Consider the following 18669-nt stretch of genomic DNA (forward strand, 5'->3'; position numbering starts at 1 on the left):
GATGCCTCCAGCCGCTCACGGTACCGCACCGCGCTTACACAACATTCGCAAAACAGCCCGCCCAAGGACACATGATTACGCCCTTACAGGCCATTTCGCACTTTGCGCTGCGGGATTAGCGTGCGGATCATGCGTAATCACGAAGTACGGACCCGACGTAGCGCCGATCAGTTCCCTCGATCCGAGCATCTGGCCTGGAAGCTCGCCGAACTGGCCGCCGATCCCGTCGCGGTACCCGCGGACACCGAAGCGATGGTGCTCAACCGCATCATCGACAACGCTGCGGTGTCGGCAGCATCGGTGATCCGCCGACCGGTCACCGTCGCACGTGCGCAGGCACAGGCGCACCGGACCAAACAAGGCGCGACCGTCTTCGGCGTCGAGGGAACCTACTCGCCCGAATGGGCCGCCTGGGCCAACGGTGTGGCCGTCCGCGAGCTGGACTTCCACGACACTTTCCTGGCCGCCGACTACTCGCATCCCGGTGACAACATCCCGGCTCTGGTGGCCGTGGCTCAGCAACTGGGCGTGCGGGGCTCCGACCTGATCCGCGGTATCGCCACCGCGTACGAGGTCCAGATCGATCTGGTGAAAGGTATCTGCCTGCACCGGCACAAGATCGACCACGTGGCACACCTCGGCCCGGCGGTGGCGGCGGGACTGGGCACCATGCTGCGCCTGGACACCGACACCATCTACGCCGCCATCGGCCAGGCGCTGCACCTGACCACTGCCACCCGACAGTCGCGCAAGGGCCTGATCTCCAGCTGGAAGGCCTTTGCACCGGCCTATGCAGGCAAAGTCGCGATCGAGGCCGTCGACCGCGCGATGCGGGGCGAAGGGGCACCCGCCCCGATCTGGGAGGGCGAAGACGGAGTGATCGCCTGGATGCTGGGCGGCCCCGACCACACCTACCAGGTACCACTGCCCGAACCCGGCGAACCGAAACGGGCCATCCTGGACAGCTACACCAAGGAGCACTCCGCCGAGTACCAGAGTCAGGCGCCGATCGACCTCGCCCGCCGGATGCGCAACCGCATAGACGATTTCGACCAGATCGAGTCCATCCTGCTGCGCACCAGCAATCACACCCACGTGGTCATCGGCACGGGTTCGGGAGACCCACAGAAGTTCGATCCCGGTGCCTCCCGCGAAACCCTCGACCACTCGGTGATGTACATCTTCGCGGTGGCCCTGCAGGACGGGACCTGGCATCACGAGCGGTCGTACGCGCCCGAGCGCGCACACCGGCCGGACACCGTCGCGCTGTGGCGCAAGATCTCCACCGTCGAGGATCCGGAATGGACGCGTCGTTACCATTCGGAAGACCCGAGTGAGAAGGCATTCGGCGCCCGCGCCGAGATCACACTGCGCGACGGCACAGTGATCGTCGACGAGCTGGCGGTGGCCGACGCGCATCCCCTGGGCGCCCGTCCGTTCGAGCGGGACCAGTACGTTGCCAAGTTCACCGAACTCGCCGAGGGCGTCATCGAACCGAGTGAACAACAACGCTTCCTCGATGTGGTGGCCCGAGTCAGCGAACTCGAGGCCGGTGCCCTCGGCGGGTTGAACCCGTTGGTGGATCCGCGGGTGCTGGACAAGGCGCCGACGATTCCGTCCGGGATCTTCCGGTGACCGGGCTGTTGGCCGCCTCCACGTCCGCGGCCCAGAAGCGTTCCCACTTCCGTACCGTTCTCAACTCTGGTCAGCTGCAGCGCTTTCCGGGCGCATTCTCCCCGCTGGTGGCCAAGCTGGTCACCGAGATCGGGTTCGAGGGGGTGTATGTCTCCGGGGCCGTGCTGTCGGCGGACCTGGGCCTACCCGATATCGGCCTGACCACGTTGTCCGAGGTCTCCGCGCGCGGAGCTCAGATCGCCGCCGTGACCGATCTGCCGACCCTGATCGACGCGGACACCGGCTTCGGCGAACCGATGAGCTCTGCCCGCACGGTGACCGTGCTCGAAGACTGCGGACTTGCCGGCCTGCACCTGGAGGACCAGGTGAACCCGAAGCGCTGCGGTCACCTCGACGGCAAGGCGGTGGTGCCCACATCGGAGATGGTCAAGCGGCTGCGTGCAGCGGTATCTGCTCGTCGCGATCCGAACTTCGTGATCTGTGCACGGACGGACGCCGCAGGCATCGAGGGGGTGCCCGCGGCCATCGAGCGTGCCAAGGCCTACGCCGACGCCGGAGCAGACCTCATCTTCACCGAGGCACTCACCACGCCGGCCGATTTCGAACAGTTCCGGGCCGCCGTGCAGACCCCGCTGCTGGCGAACATGACCGAGTTCGGCAAGTCCGATCTGCTCACCACACGGCAGCTGGCCGACATCGGCTACAACGTCGTCATCTACCCGGTATCCACGCTGCGACTGGCGATGCACGCCGTGGAGACCGGACTCCGCGAGATCCATTCGACGGGAACACAATCCGGGATCCTGGACCGGATGCAGCAGCGCAGCCGACTCTACGAACTGCTGCGCTACGCCGACTACAACGAGTTTGACTCCGACATCTACAATTTCGCCCTGCAAGGAGCGCGGACATGAGCACACCCACCATCCACAAGGGGTTGGCCGGCGTCGTCGTGGACACTACGGCCATCTCCAAGGTGGTTCCGGAGACCAACACGCTCACCTACCGCGGTTACCCGGTGCAGGACCTGGCCGCGCAGTGCAGTTTCGAGCAGGTCGCCTACCTGCTGTGGAACGGAGAGCTGCCGACCCCGCATCAGTTGGAGCTGTTCTCCCAGCGGGAGCGGGCGGCGCGGCGACTGGACCGCTCCATGCAGTCGTTGCTGGCCAAGCTTCCCGACACCTGCCATCCGATGGACGTGGTGCGCACCGCCATCAGCTATCTGGGTGCCGAGGACCCCGATGAGGACGACCCGTCCACCAACCACGCCACATCGCTGCGGATGTTCGCCGTGCTGCCCACCATCGTCGCCTTCGACATGCGCCGTCGGCGCGGGCTCGAACCCATTGCCCCGCACAGTCATCTGAGCTATGCCGAGAACTTCCTGAACATGTGCTTCGGCGCCGTTCCCGAACCGGTGGTGGTGCAAGCCTTCGAGCAGTCGATGGTGCTCTACGCCGAGCACAGCTTCAATGCCTCCACTTTCGCCGCAAGGGTGGTGACGTCCACCCAGTCGGATATCTACAGCGCCGTCACCGCAGCCATCGGTGCGCTCAAGGGCTCACTTCACGGCGGCGCCAACGAAGCCGTCATGCATGACATGCTCGCCATCGGCAGCGCCGACCGGGCCGCGGAATGGTTGCACGCCAGGCTGTCCCGCAAGCAGAAGGTGATGGGGTTCGGCCATCGGGTCTACCGCAACGGCGACTCGCGGGTGCCGACGATGAAGGCAGCCCTGGTCCGGGTGGCAGCGGTGCGCGACGGCCAACGCTGGCTGGACATCTATGAGGTGCTGGAGCGCGCCATGGCGGCCACCACCGGAATCAAGCCCAATCTCGACTTCCCCACCGGTCCTGCTTACCACCTGATGGGGTTCGACATTCCGAGTTTCACACCAATTTTCGTGATGAGCCGCATCACCGGCTGGACCGCGCACATCATCGAGCAGGCCGCGTCCAATGCCCTGATCCGGCCGCTGAGCGAGTATTCGGGTCCGCCGCAGCGGGCGCTCTGATTTGGGCGTGATTCCCACCGCGCAGCGGTGGGAATCACGCCCAAATCGCATGAACTACTCGGCGCGTACCTGTCGGGCGGCGGCCACCATGTTGCGCAACGAGGCCCTCACCTCCTCGGTGCGACGGGTTTTGAGCCCGCAGTCGGGGTTGACCCACAACCGCTCGGCAGTCACAGCAGCCATCGCGGCACGCAACGACACGGCCATCTCCTCGGTGGTGGGCACCCGCGGCGAATGGATGTCGTAGACACCGGGTCCCACGCTGTTGCCGAAGCCGATCGCGTTCAGGTCGTCGAGCACCTCCATGTGCGAGCGGGCCGCCTCGATGGAGGTGACGTCGGCATCCAGGTCGGCGATGGCCCCGATCACCTCTCCGAACTCCGAATAGCACAAGTGCGTGTGAATCTGGGTGCAGTCGCTGACCCCGGACGTCGACAGCCGGAACGCAGCCACCGCCCAGCGCAGGTACTCCTCTTTGTCCTTGACGCGCAAGGGCAGCAACTCCCGTAGTGCCGGTTCGTCGACCTGGATGATCGCGATGCCCGCTGTTTGCAGATCCACCGTCTCGTCACGGATCGCCAGCGCGATCTGATTGGCGGTGTCCGCCAACGGCTGGTCATCGCGGACGAAAGACCAGGCCAGAATCGTCACCGGCCCGGTCAGCATGCCTTTGACCGGCTTGTCGGTCAGCGACTGGGCATAGGTGGCCCAGTCGACCGTCATCGGCCGCCGCCGCACCACGTCGCCGTAGAGGATCGGCGGTCGCACACACCGGGTGCCGTAGGACTGCACCCAACCGTTCTGCGTGGCGAAGAAGCCGTCGAGCTGCTCGGCGAAGTACTGCACCATGTCGTTGCGTTCGGGCTCTCCGTGTACCAGGACGTCGATGCCCAGCTCTTCCTGCAGTGTGATGACTTCGGCGACTTCGGCCTTCATCCGCCGGGTGTACTCGGCCTGGTCGATCTCCCCGGCCCGCAAGGCGGCGCGCGCTTGACGGATCTGCGTGGTCTGCGGATACGAGCCGATGGTCGTGGTGGGAAGGACGGGCAGGCGCAGCCGGGCGTCCTGCGCGGCGCGGCGCTCCGGGGCGGCACCTCGGTGCAGACCCGCGGCCAGCACCGTGCCGAGCACTGCGCGGATGTCGGCATTGTGCAGCCGCGCATCCGATCTGCGCGACGCCACCGCCGCCGCCGAAGCCGCAAACACGTCCTCATCGCGTTCACCGCGCACCGCCGACGCCAACGTGACCACCTCGCGGACCTTTTCGGCACCGAACGCCAGCCAGCTGCGCAGCGCGTCGTCCAGCCCTGTCTCCGGCTCCAGCGAGTACGGCACGTGCAACGTCGAGCACGACGTGGACACCGCTACCGCGCCGACCGATCCCACCAGCGCGTTGAGCGCGCCGAGCGCTTTCTCCAGGTCGGTCGCCCAGATGTTGCGCCCGTCCACCACCCCGGCGACGACGAGCTTCTCCGCCAGTTCGGGAACCGCCGTCACGGCTTGCTCGCTGCCTGCCGCCAAGTCGACGCCGATGGCCTCGACCGGGGTGCGGGCCAGCGCGGGCAGCGCCGCGTCGAGTCCGCCGAAGTAGGTGGAGACGAAGATCGACGGTCGTTCGGCCACCTCACCGAGACGGCGATAGACGGACTCCGCGAGACCTGCGGCGTTGGAGAGGATGTCGGTGACCAGCACGGGTTCGTCGAGCTGTACCCACGAAGCGCCCGCTGCGGACAACCGGCCCAGCAGGTCGATGTACAGGGGAACGAGATCGTCGAGCCGTTCGATCGGATCACCACCACCATCAACGGCTTTGGCCAACGCGAGGAACGTGATGGGCCCGATCACCACCGGGCGAGCGGCGATCTTCTGTGACAGCGCTTCCGCGAGCTCACCGAGCACTTTGGTGGGGTGGAGGCTGAAGGTCGTCGACGGGCCGATCTCCGGGACGATGTAGTGGTAGTTGGTGTCGAACCACTTGGTCATCTCCAGTGGGGCGATCTCCCCGGTACCACGAGCGGCGGCGAAGTAGCGGTCCAGATCGTCGTCGACGACGGCCACCCGGGGCGGCAGCGCACCCAGCATCACCGCGGTGTCCAGCATTTGGTCGTAGTAGGAGAACGTGTTGACCGGAATCGAGTCCAGGCCTGCGGCGGTCAGGGCCGCCCAGGTGGAAAATCGCAGACCCGAGGCGACGGCCTCGAGCTTGGCGCGGTTGATCTTGCCGGCCCAGTAGTTCTCGGTGGCGCGTTTGAGTTCGCGGTTGGGCCCGATCCGGGGTGAACCGAGAACGGTGGCGGAGAAGGTCGGTGACACGGGATGGTTCCTTCGGTACGACGGAGTGCCCATCGCCCACGGCCGTACCGCCGGACCGACCACCTGCACGACGCAAGGGATCACCACGCCGGCCATACGCCCAGTCCACGAGGCGATGCGCCGCCGGACGCGGCGCGCCCGGCACAACTGGCAGGTCTTCGGACTCACAGGCGCGCATCCGTGGATGCTCCTACTGGCCGTCGCTTCCCGATGCTTGACATCAGTGCCGTTGACGGCGGTCGTTCCTGCATACCGCTGCGGGACAGTCCCGGATTCTCACCGGGTTCCCTCTTGCGATGCCCTTGACGGATGTCAAAGGCAAACCAGCTGCACCGGGAACACTACCGCGAACGTCCCGCGAGCAGCACCACCGCGGTGACCAACTCCCAGACGATGATCGGGTACACCGACCGACACCAGGACCAGCGGCCGGCGCCACCACCCACAACGAGGGCCAGGTTGCCACCGATGATGGCGAGCCCGGCGCCGATACCGTGCCACGGCACCTTGGTGTCGAGGTAGCTCGGGAACACGGCGATGACCACGTTGCCCAGCGCATTCACCGCGGCGGCCGCGACGAAACCGCGCCTGGTCAGGACCGGCTCCGCTCCGTGGGTGACAACGACGGCTCCGACTGCGAACAATGCACCGTGAACCACGAACCCGACGTTCATAACGGTTGCGACGCCGAGGTCGCTGAGGTAGTTATACAGGTAGCTGTAGCCTGGGAGTGCCTTTGCTGCAAGAGCTTCGGAGGCCAGGTAGACAGTCGCGCCCACAATCCAGCAGCCAGCTGCCGTTCGCCCCGAGTCCACAGCGTTTCTGGTACCCGAGAAGCGATGTTTTCGACCTGGCCAGAACGGGAACTTCCTTCGCACTGTCTGTAGCCCGGGAGGACCTTCGTGACCCTGCGTTTCCGTCAACCCCGCCGCGTGGTGGTGGTCGGAGCTGGTCTTTCCGGGCTCTCTGCTGCCATGCACCTTGCCGGCCGCGGTGTCGCGGTCACAGTGCTGGAGCGCGGCCACCACCCCGGCGGACGGATGGGCCGAGCCGACATCGACGGCTACCGGCTCGACACCGGGCCCACCGTGTTGACCATGCCGGAGATCATCGACGACGCCTTCGCCGCAGTGGGCGAATCCAGTGCCGACCGCTTGGACCTGATCCCGGTGGCACCGGCATACCGGGCCTCCTTCGCCGACGGCACCGCACTGCAGGTACACAGCGATGCGGCGGCCATGGCCGCCGAGGTGGAACGCTTCGCCGGCCCGCAGCAGGCGCAGGGCTATCTGCAACTGCGCCAATGGCTCACCCGCCTCTACGACGTGGAGTTCGACGGCTTCATCGGATCGAACTTCCAATCACCTCTTTCGCTGGTGAACTCCGATTTGCTGCGGTTGCTGTCCATCGGCGGGTTTCGCCGCTGGGACTCCGTGGTCAGGCGATTCCTGACCGATGAGCGCCTGCAGCGGGTGTTCACCTTCCAGGCGCTGTATGCGGGGGTGCCGCCGCAGCGGGCGCTCGCGGTGTACGCCGTCATCGCCTACATGGACACGGTCGCCGGGGTGTACTTCCCGCGGGGCGGCATGCGTGCCGTGCCGGACGCCATGGCTGCCGCAGCCAGCGCCGCAGGAGTCGAATTCCGTTACGGCACTTCGGTGACCGAGCTGATACACAGTGGCGGCGTGGTCAGCACCGTGGGTACCGACACCGGCGAGCGGTTCGCGGCCGACGCCGTGGTGTTGACCACCGAACTGCCCGACACCTACCGGATGCTCGGTCGAACGCCGCGTCGATTGCTACGCCTGCGTCCGGCGCCATCCGCCGTGGTGGCGCACATTGGCTGCCGCGCAACAGGTTCAGACCTTCCCCACCACAACATCCTGTTCGGAGACGCCTGGCGCGACACCTTCCGGGAGATCATCGACCACGGCACGGTGATGTCGGATCCGTCGCTGCTGGTCACCAGACCCACCGTCGCTGATCCCACACTGGCACCCGAGGGCCGCGACCTGCTCTATGTGCTGGCTCCTGCCCCCAACACCGAGGTCGGCACCATCGACTGGTCGGCGATCGGTCCCGCCTACACCGAGCAGATGATCGAGACGGTGGACCGCCGGCTTCCCGGCCTGATCGAGGACCCCCAGTTGCTCGACGTCGTGGATCCGTCCGGCTGGGCCCGGCAGGGCATGGCCGCAGGCACCCCGTTCGCGTTGGCGCACAACTTCACCCAGACCGGGCCATTCCGGCCGGCGAACCGGATCCGCGGTATCGACAACGTGGTGCTCGCCGGGTCGTCCACCGTGCCCGGAGTCGGCGTCCCGACGGCGGTGATCTCCGGCCGACTGGCCGCCGAGCGGCTCACCGGTTCTCCTTCCCGCAGACAACAGACGATGGTGGTGCGCTGATGCTCAGCTCTGAACTCGATGCCGCAGGCGTCCACGACCCCCAACTGCGCGAGGCCTATCGGGTGTGCCGCGAATTGAACGCCGAACACGGCCGCACCTTCTTTCTGGCCACCCGCCTGCTGGCGCCGGACCAGCGTCCCGCCGTACACGCGCTCTACGGGTTCGCCCGCCGCGCCGATGACATCCTCGACGATCTCGACTCCACCGCCACCATCGCGCAGCGCCAGGAACTGCTCGAGCGCCTGCGAATCCAGCTGTTCAACCGTCTGGTCAACGATGAAGCCGACGGGGATGACCCGGCGCTGTCCGCTGTGGTGCACTGCGCCCGCACCTTCGGCATCAGCTGGGACCTGTTCGACGATTTCCTGACCTCCATGCGGATGGACCTGACCGTCACCGACTACGCGGACCGGCCAGCGCTGCAGCGCTACATGCACGGCTCGGCCGAGGTGATCGGCCTGCAGATGCTGCCGGTGCTGGGCACGGTGGGTCCCCGCGAGGAGGCGGCGACGTATGCCGCGGCGTTGGGCACGGCCTTCCAGCTCACCAACTTCATCCGCGATGTGGACGAGGACCTCGATCGCGGCCGCGTCTACCTGCCCGCCGACGAGCTCGCGGCGCACGGTGTGGACCGGGATCTGCTGCAGTGGTGCCACGACAATCGTGTCACCGATCCGCGGGTGCAGCGGGCACTCACCGAGCAGGTCGCCATCACCCGTGAGGTGTACTCGGTTGCCGAGCAAGGGATCCCGTTGCTGGATCCGCGCTCTCGACCCTGCATCACGGCGGCACTGACGCTCTACTCCGAGATCCTGGACCGGGTCGAGGACATGGGTTTCCTGGTGTTCGGCCAACGAGCCACCGTCGGTAACCGCCGCCGTCTACAGGTGGCGGCAGTGGGGCTGCTGGACGCCTGGCGCAGCCGGCACACCCGGGCGGCGTGAGCATGGACCGCTGGCAGTACCTGCTGGTGCTGGCGGCCTGCCTGGCCATCACCGCGCCGCTGGAGTTCCTCGGCACCGGGGTGTACCGCCAGATCGGTAGGGCGGCACGGGCGATCCTGCCGGTGGCCGCGGTGTTCATCGCCTGGGATCTGGTGGCCATCCTGGCTGACATCTGGTCCTACAACCCGCAGTACATCACCGGCGTCCACATCGGGCCGGTGCCGCTGGAGGAACTGCTGTTCTTCCTGGTGATCCCGATGTGTGGGTTGCTCACCTATTCGGCGGTGGAGGGCATTGTGGCCCGGCTGCGCAAGCGTTCGCGGGTGCGACGCACGTGATCGGCTACACCCTGCCCACCGCCGTCGCCGTGATCGTGGTCTGTGTCCTGGAATGGAAAGTGCTGCGCACCGGTATCTTCCGCAAACCGGTCTACTGGATCTCGATGGTCATCGTGCTGGGCTTCCAGATCCCGGTGGACGGGTGGTTGACCAAGCTGAGCGCCCCCATCGTCCTCTACGACGAACAGCACACCACCGGCATCCGCATACCGTGGGATATTCCCGTCGAGGACTTCTTCTTCGGATGGGCCATGGTCACCGCTGTGCTGATGCTCTGGGAACGCTCCCGCACCAAGGAATCCCGATGAGTGACCGCAGACGCGTCGAACACCCCGCGCCCCGGGGACTGCCGAACGCTGCAACGCTCGACCGTCCGCCACGGGTGGCAGTGGTGGGCGCAGGCATCGCCGGGCTGACCGCGGCCACCGCGCTGGCTGAGCGCGGCGTGCGTGTCCAGATCGTGGAACGCGAACATCATCTCGGTGGCCGGGTCGGCGCGTGGACCGAGGTGCTGGACGACGGCACCCCCGTGGCGATGAACCGAGGTTTCCACGCCTTCTTCCGGCAGTACTACAACCTGCGCGCAGTACTGCGTCGTGTCGATCCGGATCTGGGCATGCTCACCGCGGTGCAGGACTACCCACTGGTGGACGGGGACGGCCGGCGCGACACCTTTCGTGGACTGCCCACGTCACCACCGCTGAATGCCATCGCCTTCGCGTTGCGCAGCCCCACTTTTCGGCTTCGGGACCTGATCCGCCTCGACGCCCGGGCTGCCGCACCGCTGGCTGCGGTGTCGGTACCGGAGATCTACCGGCGACTCGACGACACCGATGCAGAAGCATTCCTGGCAGCCATCAACTTTCCCGAGGCGGCCAGGCATCTGGCTTTCGAAGTGTTCTCCCGCAGCTTCTTCGCCCGGCCGTCGCAGCTGTCGGCCGCCGAGTTGGCCACCATGTTCCACATCTACTTCCTGGGCTCGTCGGAGGGTCTGATCTTCGATGTCGCGGACTCCAACTTCGATGTCGCGCTGTGGAATCCGCTGAGGAAGTATCTGGAGAACCTCGACGTGACGTTCCGCACCGGCACCGGCGTGGACAGAATCGACGCCGGCGACGAGTTCTACGTGCACTGCGGCAGCGGCCACGACATCGCCGTCGACGCGGTGGTGATGGCAACCGATGTCGAAGGCCTACAGCGCATCACCGCGGCCTCCCCGGGACTCGGCGATCACCACTGGCGTAACCGGGTGGCGGCAATGGGTCGCGCGGCGCCGTTCGTGGTGCACCGATTGTGGCTCGACCGACCCGTACATCCTCATCGACCAGCGTTTCTCGGCACGGGCGGGCTGGAACCGCTGGACAATGTGAGTGTGCTGGAGCGCTACGAGCAGCAGGCCGCCGACTGGGCACGCAGCACCGGAGGATCGGTGGTGGAACTGCACTCCTATGCAGTCGGCGAGGACGAACCCGACCTACGGGAACCCCTGCTGGATCGCCTGCGTCAACTGTTCCCCGAGACCGCCGGGGCGCAGGTGATCGCCGAGCGGATACTGCGACGCGCCGATTGTCCACGGTTCGCACCCGGCGACTTCGCCGACCGCCCGGGCGTGCACACCCCGACGCCCGGATTGGTGCTCGCCGGCGATGGTATCCGGGTGGATCTGCCGGTGGCGCTGATGGAACGTGCCGCCACCACCGGCTTCTGCGCCGCCAACGCACTGTTGCACGGCTTCGGCATCGCCGGACATCCCATCCACACCGTCCCGACGCGGGGCCGGATGCCGGTGCTGAGCAAGCTGGCAGGAAGAGTGAACCGATGAACCTGTTGCGTAAAGCGTCGAAAGCCACACCGTTTCAGGTACTTCCGCGGGTGCGTTGGGCGCAGCAACGTGCCACCTGGCGCGATGCCGACCCGGCCATCATCAACTCGGCTCTGCGACGGGCACTCGAGCGCCCGAGCGGCAACTGGTATGTCATCGCCGCCGCAGGCGACATCGGGTCCAAGCCCCATGCCGTCAGCGTCGCCGGGCGTGAGCTGGTGGCGTGGCGCGACACCGACACAACGCTGCACGTCGCACCCGCCGCCTGCCCGCATCTGGGCGCCGATCTGTGCACCGGCGTCGTGGACCGCGGTGCGCTGGTGTGCCCGTGGCACGGCCTGCGGCTGAGCGGCCACCCCCGGCAGGGCTGGGCGCCGTTTCCGGCCCATGACGACGGTGTGCTGGCCTGGGTGCGCCTCGACGATGTGGGTGGCGAAACACCCACGGAAACACCGATTCTGCCCGTTCGGCCAACGGAACCGCGATTGTCCGCCGTGACGCGTCTCAGCGGGTTGTGCGAGACGCGGGACATCATCGCCAACAGGCTGGACCCTTGGCACGGCGCATGGTTTCACCCGTACTCGTTCACCCGCCTCGAGGTGCTCGACGCTCCGCCGCCCGAAGCCGACCTGCCTGAACACCTGGATCGCTTCGTCGTCGCGGTGACGTTTCACATCGGACGGTTGGGGGTGCCCGTCATCGCCGAGTTCAGCTGCCCTGAGCCACGCACCATCGTCATGCACATCGTCGAGGGTGAGGGCTCGGGAAGTGTGGTGGAGACGCACGCCACCCCGCTGGGTCCCGGCCCCGACGGACGCCCACGCACCGCCGTCGTCGAGGCGGTGATCGCGCATTCGGACCGGCCGGGTTTCGTGCACGCCCCTCGCGCCTCGGCGCTGGTGGCGCCCCTGATGCGCCACGCCGCCACCCGGTTGTGGCGCGACGACTTGGTGTACGCCGAACGGATCTACGCGCTGCGCACCCTCACGGACCACACACCACGGTGATGGTGGTCCACGCCCCGACGTGGATACGGTCGCCGTCGGCCAGGGTGGTCTCCTGGCCTTCGGCCAGCAGCGTCTCGCTACCGTTGAGGCTGGTACCGTTCGTGGAGCCCAGGTCGGTGATGGTCAACCCGTCACCACGCACCCGCAGCACGGCATGCTGAGTGGAGACGCCGCGGTCGCTGGGGTGGATACCCAGATCGATCTCCGGCTCCACCCCCTGCCCCACGTTGCGTCGGCCGATCAGAGTCGTGCTCTGCTGCAGGGTGATTCGACGCTCGGGGAAGAACTGCGGGAAGCCCACGGTGTCAGGTCCGCCGCGGGCCAGCACCCGGTTGTAGAACTCCCGGTCGGCGGCCACCACAGCCGTCCACACCGCCACCGAAGTCGACGGCGCCACGGGAGCGGGCGTGGGCGCAGGGAGCGCCGAGTCGTGGCCGCAGGATTCGCAGAACCGGCCGTTGATCGTCGCACCGCACGCCGAACACACCTGTGCCGCAGGTGCCGGTGGGGCAGCGGACATCGCCGAACCGCACACATCGCAGTAATCGGTGGCCGTCGAGGTATGTCCCTCCACACAGGTCGGCATCAGGACTCCTTCCGCACCCGGGCCGTCTTGGTGGATCTGGCGTCCAGGGCCATCTCGTCGGCGGCGGCCACTTCCCGCTTCAGACGTGCGGTCCCGGTCTTCTCGTCCACCTCGACAACACCACGCAGCAGGGTGGCAGTGCCGTCGTTGCCGGATTCCACGGCCAGTTCCATCGCCCGCTGCAGTTTGGCGGTGGCCGTCGCGACGTCGCCGCTCTTGCGTGCACTCAAGCCCTCCTGCACGGCCTGCGCCAGCTCGGCCTGCCCGGTGTAGTGCGCCACCCGTCTGCTGATGCGCGCCGACAGCGCCGAGTCCGCGGTCCACACCGCCTTGACCAAGCCTTCACCCAGCACCTGGTCGCCTGCGACGACAGTCATTCTGGCGGCGAGCTTTTCCCGCCCCACCGCGGCGGGCTCGACCTCCACCTGCACGTGGTAGTCACGCTCCTCGGCACCCCAGGCGCCCAGCGGGTACTCCCCTGTCTGCGCTGCGGTGTCGACGCGACGTCCGGTCAGGTCCTCGACGGTGGGTGCCACCTGTTTGACGAACTCGATGCGGGCACCAGCGGGAGTCCACAGCCGCAGGGTCATCGCCGCGATCGACTTGCCCATCGATGAGCGCATCATCTCAGCGAAATCCTCGGCCAGGTCTTCAGGGTCAGCCACGATGTCGACGGTGCCCAGCAATGCCGAGGCGATGGCGCGAAGCTCCTCGACCACCCAGTCGGTGCCCACGCCACGGCAGTCGCAGGTGAACACTCCTTCGCTCAATCCGATTTCCTGGCCCAGCTGTTCGGGGGTCTCGTGCTCGTCCTTGCCGTCAGTCAGCAGAATCGCGTGCGCCAGCGCGCCGGGCCGCTGCTCGACGATGCCACGGACGTGGGCCAACCACCTGCCGATGGCGGTGCCACCCTTGGGCCGCAGCGCGTCGACGGCCCGGGTGGCCTCCGCCTTGGTGCGCGGATCAGCCTGCGCCAGGGCACCGTCGGCCGGATAGACACTGTGCGCCTTGTCCGACCCCGCGACGATGACGAAGTAGGTGCCGTCCACCAGTTCGTTGATCGCCGCCAGGGTGGCGCGCTTGGCCCCGTCGAACTTCGACGACGGCGAGAGCATCGACGTGGAGGTGTCGATGACGATGGCCTCGATCCGTTCGGTGGGCGGGGCCGCGGTCTCGATGCCCGATCCCGCGCTGACGCTGACGATGGCATCGACGGTGCCGCTGCCTTCGGCCAGGTACGGGTTGTGGTCGACCTCGACGGAGATACCTTGCACCTGCGGTGAACTCATTGGGCTCCTCCGATCGGGATGAGTGCGACGGTGATGTTGTCCTGACCTCCTGCTGCCAGGGCGAACTCCACCAGCGCCTGTGCCGCCGAGGACTCGGCAGCACAGAAACGGGCGAGATCCGCGGCACCCGGCAGATAGTTCCAGAGCCCGTCACTGCACAACAACAGGGTTCCGGGTCCGGTGAGGGTGAGGGTCTGCACGCTGGAATCAGCCCAGGGCTGGGGTTCGGAGTCGGCCCCCAGCCACCGGGTGATGGTGTGGGCACCCCGCAGCACCGCCGGGGAGTCGGCCGGCAGGCCGGTGCTGATGAGTTCCTGGGCCAGTGAGTCGTCGACGGTCAATTGCTGTGCCGCCGTGGGATCCTCGGGCAACCAGTATGCCCGGCTGTCGCCGACATTGCCGAGGGCGACCTGTGCGGTACCGTCGTCTGCGGGTACCACCACCGCAGCGGTGTAGGTGCACGACGGTGAGGTGGACGTCGACGAGCCGGTGTGCGCGGCGGCGGCGGCTTCGGCGGCTTGGGTCAGTCCGGCCAGAATGGCCGCGCGGGCATCGCTCGAGGCGCTCAGCGCCGTCAGCATCGTGTCCACCCCGGCGGTGGCGGCGGCCAACGATGCCAGTTGCGCGTCCTCGGAGGTGGACACCCCGTCGCTGACGACGATCGCGAAAGCCGTTGAACTGCCTGCCAGTACCCCGGCGGCAGCGGCGTCTTCGTTGCGGTGGTGCTCGATGCCACGGTCGGTGACCAGCACGATGGGGGCGATCTCGGCCTCAACACGATCGGGCGCGGCGCGCCGGTGCCCGCAGGCACTGCAGTAGCCGTCGGTGAAGGTGCTGTTGCCGCAGTCCGCGCAGGCGCCGCCGTCGTCTTTCAGTGGCTGTGGCACCGCAACACGACGGATGTCGGCCAACGACGTCCCGCAGCCACCGCAGAACCGGTCGGCGGGCGCAACGGGTGCAGCGCAGCTGCGGCACGTGCTCACAGCGTTGTCCTGGGTCGGATTTGATTCGCCTTCTCCACCAAGCTGATTCGCTCCCACACATCCGGCGTCTCATGAGCAAGGTCGCGATAGCTGCGCTCCATCACCGAGCGGACGCCCGGCTCGGTGAACTCCACCCCCAGCAGCCACTGGGTGCTCGGCGTGCGGCCTGCCTGCAGCCAGGCCAGCGCCGCACCCAGTACGCGCAGTTCCGTGGTCGCCCGCCGCGCAGCCGATTCCAACGTCAGCGCCGAGGTGCGGGTGCCCGCATCCACCAGAGTCGGTTCGTCGATGGTGTCTATGGTGGCGCCGGCGAGCAGTATCTCCACGGCCGTCACCCGTGCGGTGGTGTAGAGCGCCGAGGTGGGCGCCACCCGGTCCAGTGCCGCGATGGCCCCCGCGCGGTTACCACGGCGGGCCAGCTCACGTGCCAATCCGAACGCGGCGCTGACGTAGCCCCGGTCGGTGCGCCACACGACGTCGTAGTAGCGCAGCGCGCGGTCGTGGCCGCCGCGAAGTTCGGCCGCCGCGGCGATGGCCACCTTGGGCGCCAGCTCGCCGGGCAATGAGGCCAGCACCGCGTCGAATTCCAGTTCGGCTTGTTCGAAATCGCCTTCCAACAGCGCACATTGGCCTGTGTACCACCGCAACCGCCAGTCGTTGGGTATCACCGTGTTCAGCTTGGTCAACCGTGCCCTGGCAGCTGCCGGGTTGCCCAGTTCCAGAGAAGCCCGCACCAGCCGCAGCGGGATCTCCACCGAGGAGGCGTCGTCCTGGCTGGTGCCACTTCGCGACAGCGTTAGCGCCTGTTCGAGCTGCGCGGGCGAGGCGCCACTGGTGGTGGCCAGCAGCACCGCACCGCTGTCGCCGGGATCCACCACCGGCACCGACAGTGCCACCACCAGGTCGGCGGCCGTCAGCGGCACACCTGCGCCGAACACCGCCCGCTGGGGACTGAAATAGTGTGACACCCTGGGCTTCTCGACCCCGGTGTTGATGGCGGCGATCTCGTGCAGCACGCCGGTCAGCTGGTCGGCCATCTCTTCGATGGACGAGAAACGTTGGGCGGGGTCGGGATCGGTGGCCCGCAGGATGGCCCGGTGCAGCGATTCGTACTTCGCCAGCATCGGGACGGTTTCGGGTCCGGGCAAGGTCTCGACGAAATGGCCCTTTTCCTGTGGCACGTCCATCACCAGCACGGCCAGCGTCCGGCCCACGGTGTAGACGTCGCTGGCCACGGTGGGTCCGGTCTGGGCTACCTCGGGGGCCTGGTAGCCCACGGTGCCGAACAGCGAACCCTCGGTGTCATCCATGCGGATGACGGCGCCGAGGTCGATCAGTTTGAGCTGTTCGTCGCTCTGCATCACGTTGTCGGGCTTGAAATCGCAGTAGGCCAGCCCCTGGGAGTGCAGGTAACCCAGGGCCGGGGCGATCTCGATGATGTAGGCCACCGCCTGGTCCGGCGGCAGCGGGGCCCCCAGCGTCTTGCGGATCTGCTTGAGCGAGGTGCCCCCGACGAACTCCATCACGATGTAGCCGACGGCCGCACCCGTGGGATCGATGTACTGGACGAAGTTGTAGATCTTGACGATGTTGGGGTGTTCCACCTCGGCCAGGGCCAGCACCTCCGCCGCCGCTGCGGCGATGGCATCGGCGTCGTTGGTGTTGATCAGGCCCTTGAGCACCACCCACCGGTTGTGCACGTTGCGGTCCACCGCCAGATAGATCCAACCGAGACCGCCGTGGGCGATGGCGCCCTGCACCTCGTACTGGCCACCCACCAGATCACCACGGCGTAGCTTGGGCACAAACGAGTACGGGGTGCCGCACTGGGTGCAGAAACCTTCGGTACGCCCCGGCTGGTCGTTCTGGGCGCGCCCCACCGGCTTGCCGCAGTCAGGATTGCCGCAGAACCGGTTCCGTTCGGGCACTTGAGGATCAGTGAGGATAGCCGCGGCCGGATCACCTTTGGGCACCCGCGGGATAGTGACGATGCCTGCGCCGAGGCGGCCGCGCGTGCTCGACGACCGGCTGGACCCGGTCCTGGCCGTGGCCGCCGACCGCGCCGTGGCGACACTGGGTTGCACCATGGCAGCGGTGCCTTCGGGGGCTGTCGATTCGGCGGCGGGCGCGGTGCCGCACACAGTGCAGTAGCCGTCGACGACGGTGCCGTCACATCCTGGTTCCGCACACGTCATCGCGTACTCCCCCGCTTCTCGGTGAGCAACTCCTGGTAGTCGGCGACAGCGCGGGTGACCGCACGCAGATCACAGGGCCGCCGTGACAACAACCCGGACGCGATCTGCGCGCATGACAGCAGATCCCGGTCCTCGCCCAGGCCCAGTCGGGCCGCTTTGGCCTCGTAGGCGGTCAATCTGCCTTTGAGCTCGGAGCGCCGGTCCAGCAGGCCCTGGGCCAGTTCGGCATCGTGACGGGCGCTGTGCAGGGCATCGTCGATCCGCATCCGCAGCGCCCGCAGCGCTGCGGGATCCGGCGTCGACAGGGCGGCCAACGCGGCGCGCAGCTCCGGTTCGGCGTCGTCGCGCACCGGGAAGGCGCCGGTGATCACCGTGCGTTCTGCTTCGATCCTGGCCCGGGCGGCCTCGGTCACCGCGCTCTGCAACAGGTTGAGCCGGGCCGCGGCCTCCGCCAGTGCCAGCGGCCAGTTGGCTTGCAGCGCTGCGAGTTCGGCGGCCTCGGCAACACTGGTCCGCACCTTGTCCGCGATTACCGCAAGCCGAGCGTCCACGTCGTGTCGTTCCAGTGACAACGGATCATTGGCCGACAGTGTCAGCAGCTCGGCGAGTTCGGGCGGGACGGGCGCGCCGGCGTTCTCCAGCTGCTTCTGCAAGGGGGCAAGTCCTCTGGCCACCCGGTTGTTGGCCGCGTCCACGGAGTCGAGAAACTCCACGACCGCCGGATACGTGGCCTGCATGCGCTCGGCGGTGTCGGCCAGGCCGACGTACTCGACCGTCTCCGCCGATCCCCCGATCTTCCGTTGCGCCAGGGGCACCGCTTGCCGGGACACCTCGTAGTGCCGCTCGCGCAGCAGCCGAGTCAGCTCGGCCCGCTCCTGGTCGTCGAGCCGTGCCCGGCCCCGCTTGGCCTGCACCGCGTCCAGGATGGTGGTCATCCGGCCGAGGTCCTGCCAGAGCTGCGCCAGCACGTTCTCGATCACCGCCCACCGCTGAGCGGTCAGTCCGGTCGGCGGGTAGTGCCGCACATGCGTCAACCCCGGGTGATTGTCCAGCTCCACCATGGTGGCCGACATCGCCGCGACTTCCTTGGCGCGCGAATCGAGTTCGCGGTCGATCTCCTCTGTGCTGAGCATGC

Annotated in this window: 16 protein-coding genes and 1 riboswitch; of the genes, 9 read left to right on the forward strand and 7 right to left on the reverse strand. The window is 67.4% G+C overall.

Annotated features, from left to right (window positions below):
* Positions 1 to 129 precede the first annotated feature (129 nt).
* From prpD to BVC93_RS00960, 3 genes are read left to right on the forward strand one after another with little or no spacing between them, the layout of a single operon-like run.
* Entirely contained in the window at positions 130 to 1635 is a 1506-nt protein-coding gene (gene prpD / locus BVC93_RS00950; protein ID WP_083740706.1) for a 2-methylcitrate dehydratase PrpD, read from the forward strand.
* Positions 1632 to 2549 (forward strand): methylisocitrate lyase, encoded by a 918-nt coding sequence (prpB, locus tag BVC93_RS00955; protein ID WP_083735527.1) that lies wholly within the window; start codon positions 1632 to 1634, stop codon positions 2547 to 2549. Before prpD ends, prpB begins: the two co-directional genes overlap by 4 nt.
* Positions 2546 to 3649 carry a bifunctional 2-methylcitrate synthase/citrate synthase gene (locus BVC93_RS00960; RefSeq protein WP_083735528.1) on the forward strand — a complete coding sequence of 368 codons (1104 nt, stop codon included), beginning with the start codon at positions 2546 to 2548 and terminating at the stop codon, positions 3647 to 3649. The genes prpB and BVC93_RS00960 overlap by 4 nt, the downstream gene beginning before the upstream one ends.
* 54 nt (positions 3650 to 3703) lie before the next feature.
* Here BVC93_RS00960 and metE read toward each other — a convergent pair whose 3' ends face one another.
* Together metE and BVC93_RS00970 are read right to left on the reverse strand one after the other, a co-directional pair.
* The gene (metE, locus tag BVC93_RS00965; RefSeq protein WP_083740707.1) at positions 3704 to 5995 is read right to left on the reverse strand and encodes a 5-methyltetrahydropteroyltriglutamate--homocysteine S-methyltransferase; all 2292 of its coding nucleotides are present in this window, start codon (positions 5993 to 5995) and stop codon (positions 3704 to 3706) included.
* A 99-nt stretch (positions 5996 to 6094) separates the two neighbouring features.
* Positions 6095 to 6305, reverse strand: a riboswitch (cobalamin riboswitch).
* Positions 6304 to 6741 (reverse strand): DUF998 domain-containing protein, encoded by a 438-nt coding sequence (locus BVC93_RS00970; protein WP_236950196.1) that lies wholly within the window; start codon positions 6739 to 6741, stop codon positions 6304 to 6306. Its footprint overlaps the riboswitch before it by 2 nt.
* Before the next feature lie 123 nt (positions 6742 to 6864).
* Here BVC93_RS00970 and crtI point away from each other — a divergent pair, with 123 nt between their 5' ends.
* From crtI to BVC93_RS01000, 6 genes are read left to right on the forward strand one after another with little or no spacing between them, the layout of a single operon-like run.
* Positions 6865 to 8370, forward strand: coding sequence for a phytoene desaturase family protein (gene crtI, locus BVC93_RS00975; RefSeq protein WP_236950197.1), 1506 nt, complete (start codon positions 6865 to 6867; stop codon positions 8368 to 8370).
* Positions 8370 to 9314: a phytoene/squalene synthase family protein gene (locus BVC93_RS00980; protein ID WP_083735531.1), complete on the forward strand. Its 945-nt coding sequence runs from the start codon at positions 8370 to 8372 to the stop codon at positions 9312 to 9314. The genes crtI and BVC93_RS00980 overlap by 1 nt, the downstream gene beginning before the upstream one ends.
* 2 nt (positions 9315 to 9316) lie before the next feature.
* The gene (locus tag BVC93_RS00985) at positions 9317 to 9652 is read left to right on the forward strand and encodes a lycopene cyclase domain-containing protein (RefSeq protein ID WP_083735532.1); all 336 of its coding nucleotides are present in this window, start codon (positions 9317 to 9319) and stop codon (positions 9650 to 9652) included.
* Positions 9649 to 9960 (forward strand): lycopene cyclase domain-containing protein, encoded by a 312-nt coding sequence (locus tag BVC93_RS00990; protein ID WP_083735533.1) that lies wholly within the window; start codon positions 9649 to 9651, stop codon positions 9958 to 9960. Before BVC93_RS00985 ends, BVC93_RS00990 begins: the two co-directional genes overlap by 4 nt.
* Positions 9957 to 11474: an FAD-dependent oxidoreductase gene (locus tag BVC93_RS00995; RefSeq protein ID WP_083735534.1), complete on the forward strand. Its 1518-nt coding sequence runs from the start codon at positions 9957 to 9959 to the stop codon at positions 11472 to 11474. The genes BVC93_RS00990 and BVC93_RS00995 overlap by 4 nt, the downstream gene beginning before the upstream one ends.
* The gene (locus tag BVC93_RS01000; protein WP_083735535.1) at positions 11471 to 12481 is read left to right on the forward strand and encodes a DUF5914 domain-containing protein; all 1011 of its coding nucleotides are present in this window, start codon (positions 11471 to 11473) and stop codon (positions 12479 to 12481) included. The genes BVC93_RS00995 and BVC93_RS01000 overlap by 4 nt, the downstream gene beginning before the upstream one ends.
* On the opposite strand, the gene BVC93_RS01005 is transcribed toward BVC93_RS01000, so the two are convergent.
* From BVC93_RS01005 to BVC93_RS01025, 5 genes are read right to left on the reverse strand one after another with little or no spacing between them, the layout of a single operon-like run.
* Positions 12459 to 13067 (reverse strand): FHA domain-containing protein, encoded by a 609-nt coding sequence (locus BVC93_RS01005; protein ID WP_083735536.1) that lies wholly within the window; start codon positions 13065 to 13067, stop codon positions 12459 to 12461. The genes BVC93_RS01000 and BVC93_RS01005 overlap by 23 nt on opposite strands.
* On the reverse strand, positions 13067 to 14356 hold the full coding sequence (locus BVC93_RS01010) for a vWA domain-containing protein (RefSeq protein ID WP_083735537.1): 1290 nt from the start codon (positions 14354 to 14356) through the stop codon (positions 13067 to 13069). Before BVC93_RS01010 ends, BVC93_RS01005 begins: the two co-directional genes overlap by 1 nt.
* Positions 14353 to 15339, reverse strand: a complete 987-nt coding sequence (locus tag BVC93_RS01015; protein WP_236950198.1) for a protein phosphatase 2C domain-containing protein — start codon at positions 15337 to 15339, stop codon at positions 14353 to 14355. Before BVC93_RS01015 ends, BVC93_RS01010 begins: the two co-directional genes overlap by 4 nt.
* On the reverse strand, positions 15336 to 17534 hold the full coding sequence (locus BVC93_RS01020) for a serine/threonine-protein kinase (protein ID WP_083735539.1): 2199 nt from the start codon (positions 17532 to 17534) through the stop codon (positions 15336 to 15338). The genes BVC93_RS01015 and BVC93_RS01020 overlap by 4 nt, the downstream gene beginning before the upstream one ends.
* Entirely contained in the window at positions 17531 to 18667 is a 1137-nt protein-coding gene (locus tag BVC93_RS01025) for a hypothetical protein (protein ID WP_083735540.1), read from the reverse strand. Before BVC93_RS01025 ends, BVC93_RS01020 begins: the two co-directional genes overlap by 4 nt.
* Positions 18668 to 18669: the final 2 nt, after the last annotated feature.

It is taken from the genome of Mycobacterium sp. MS1601 (genome assembly GCF_001984215.1).
Lineage (GTDB): Bacteria > Actinomycetota > Actinomycetes > Mycobacteriales > Mycobacteriaceae > Mycobacterium.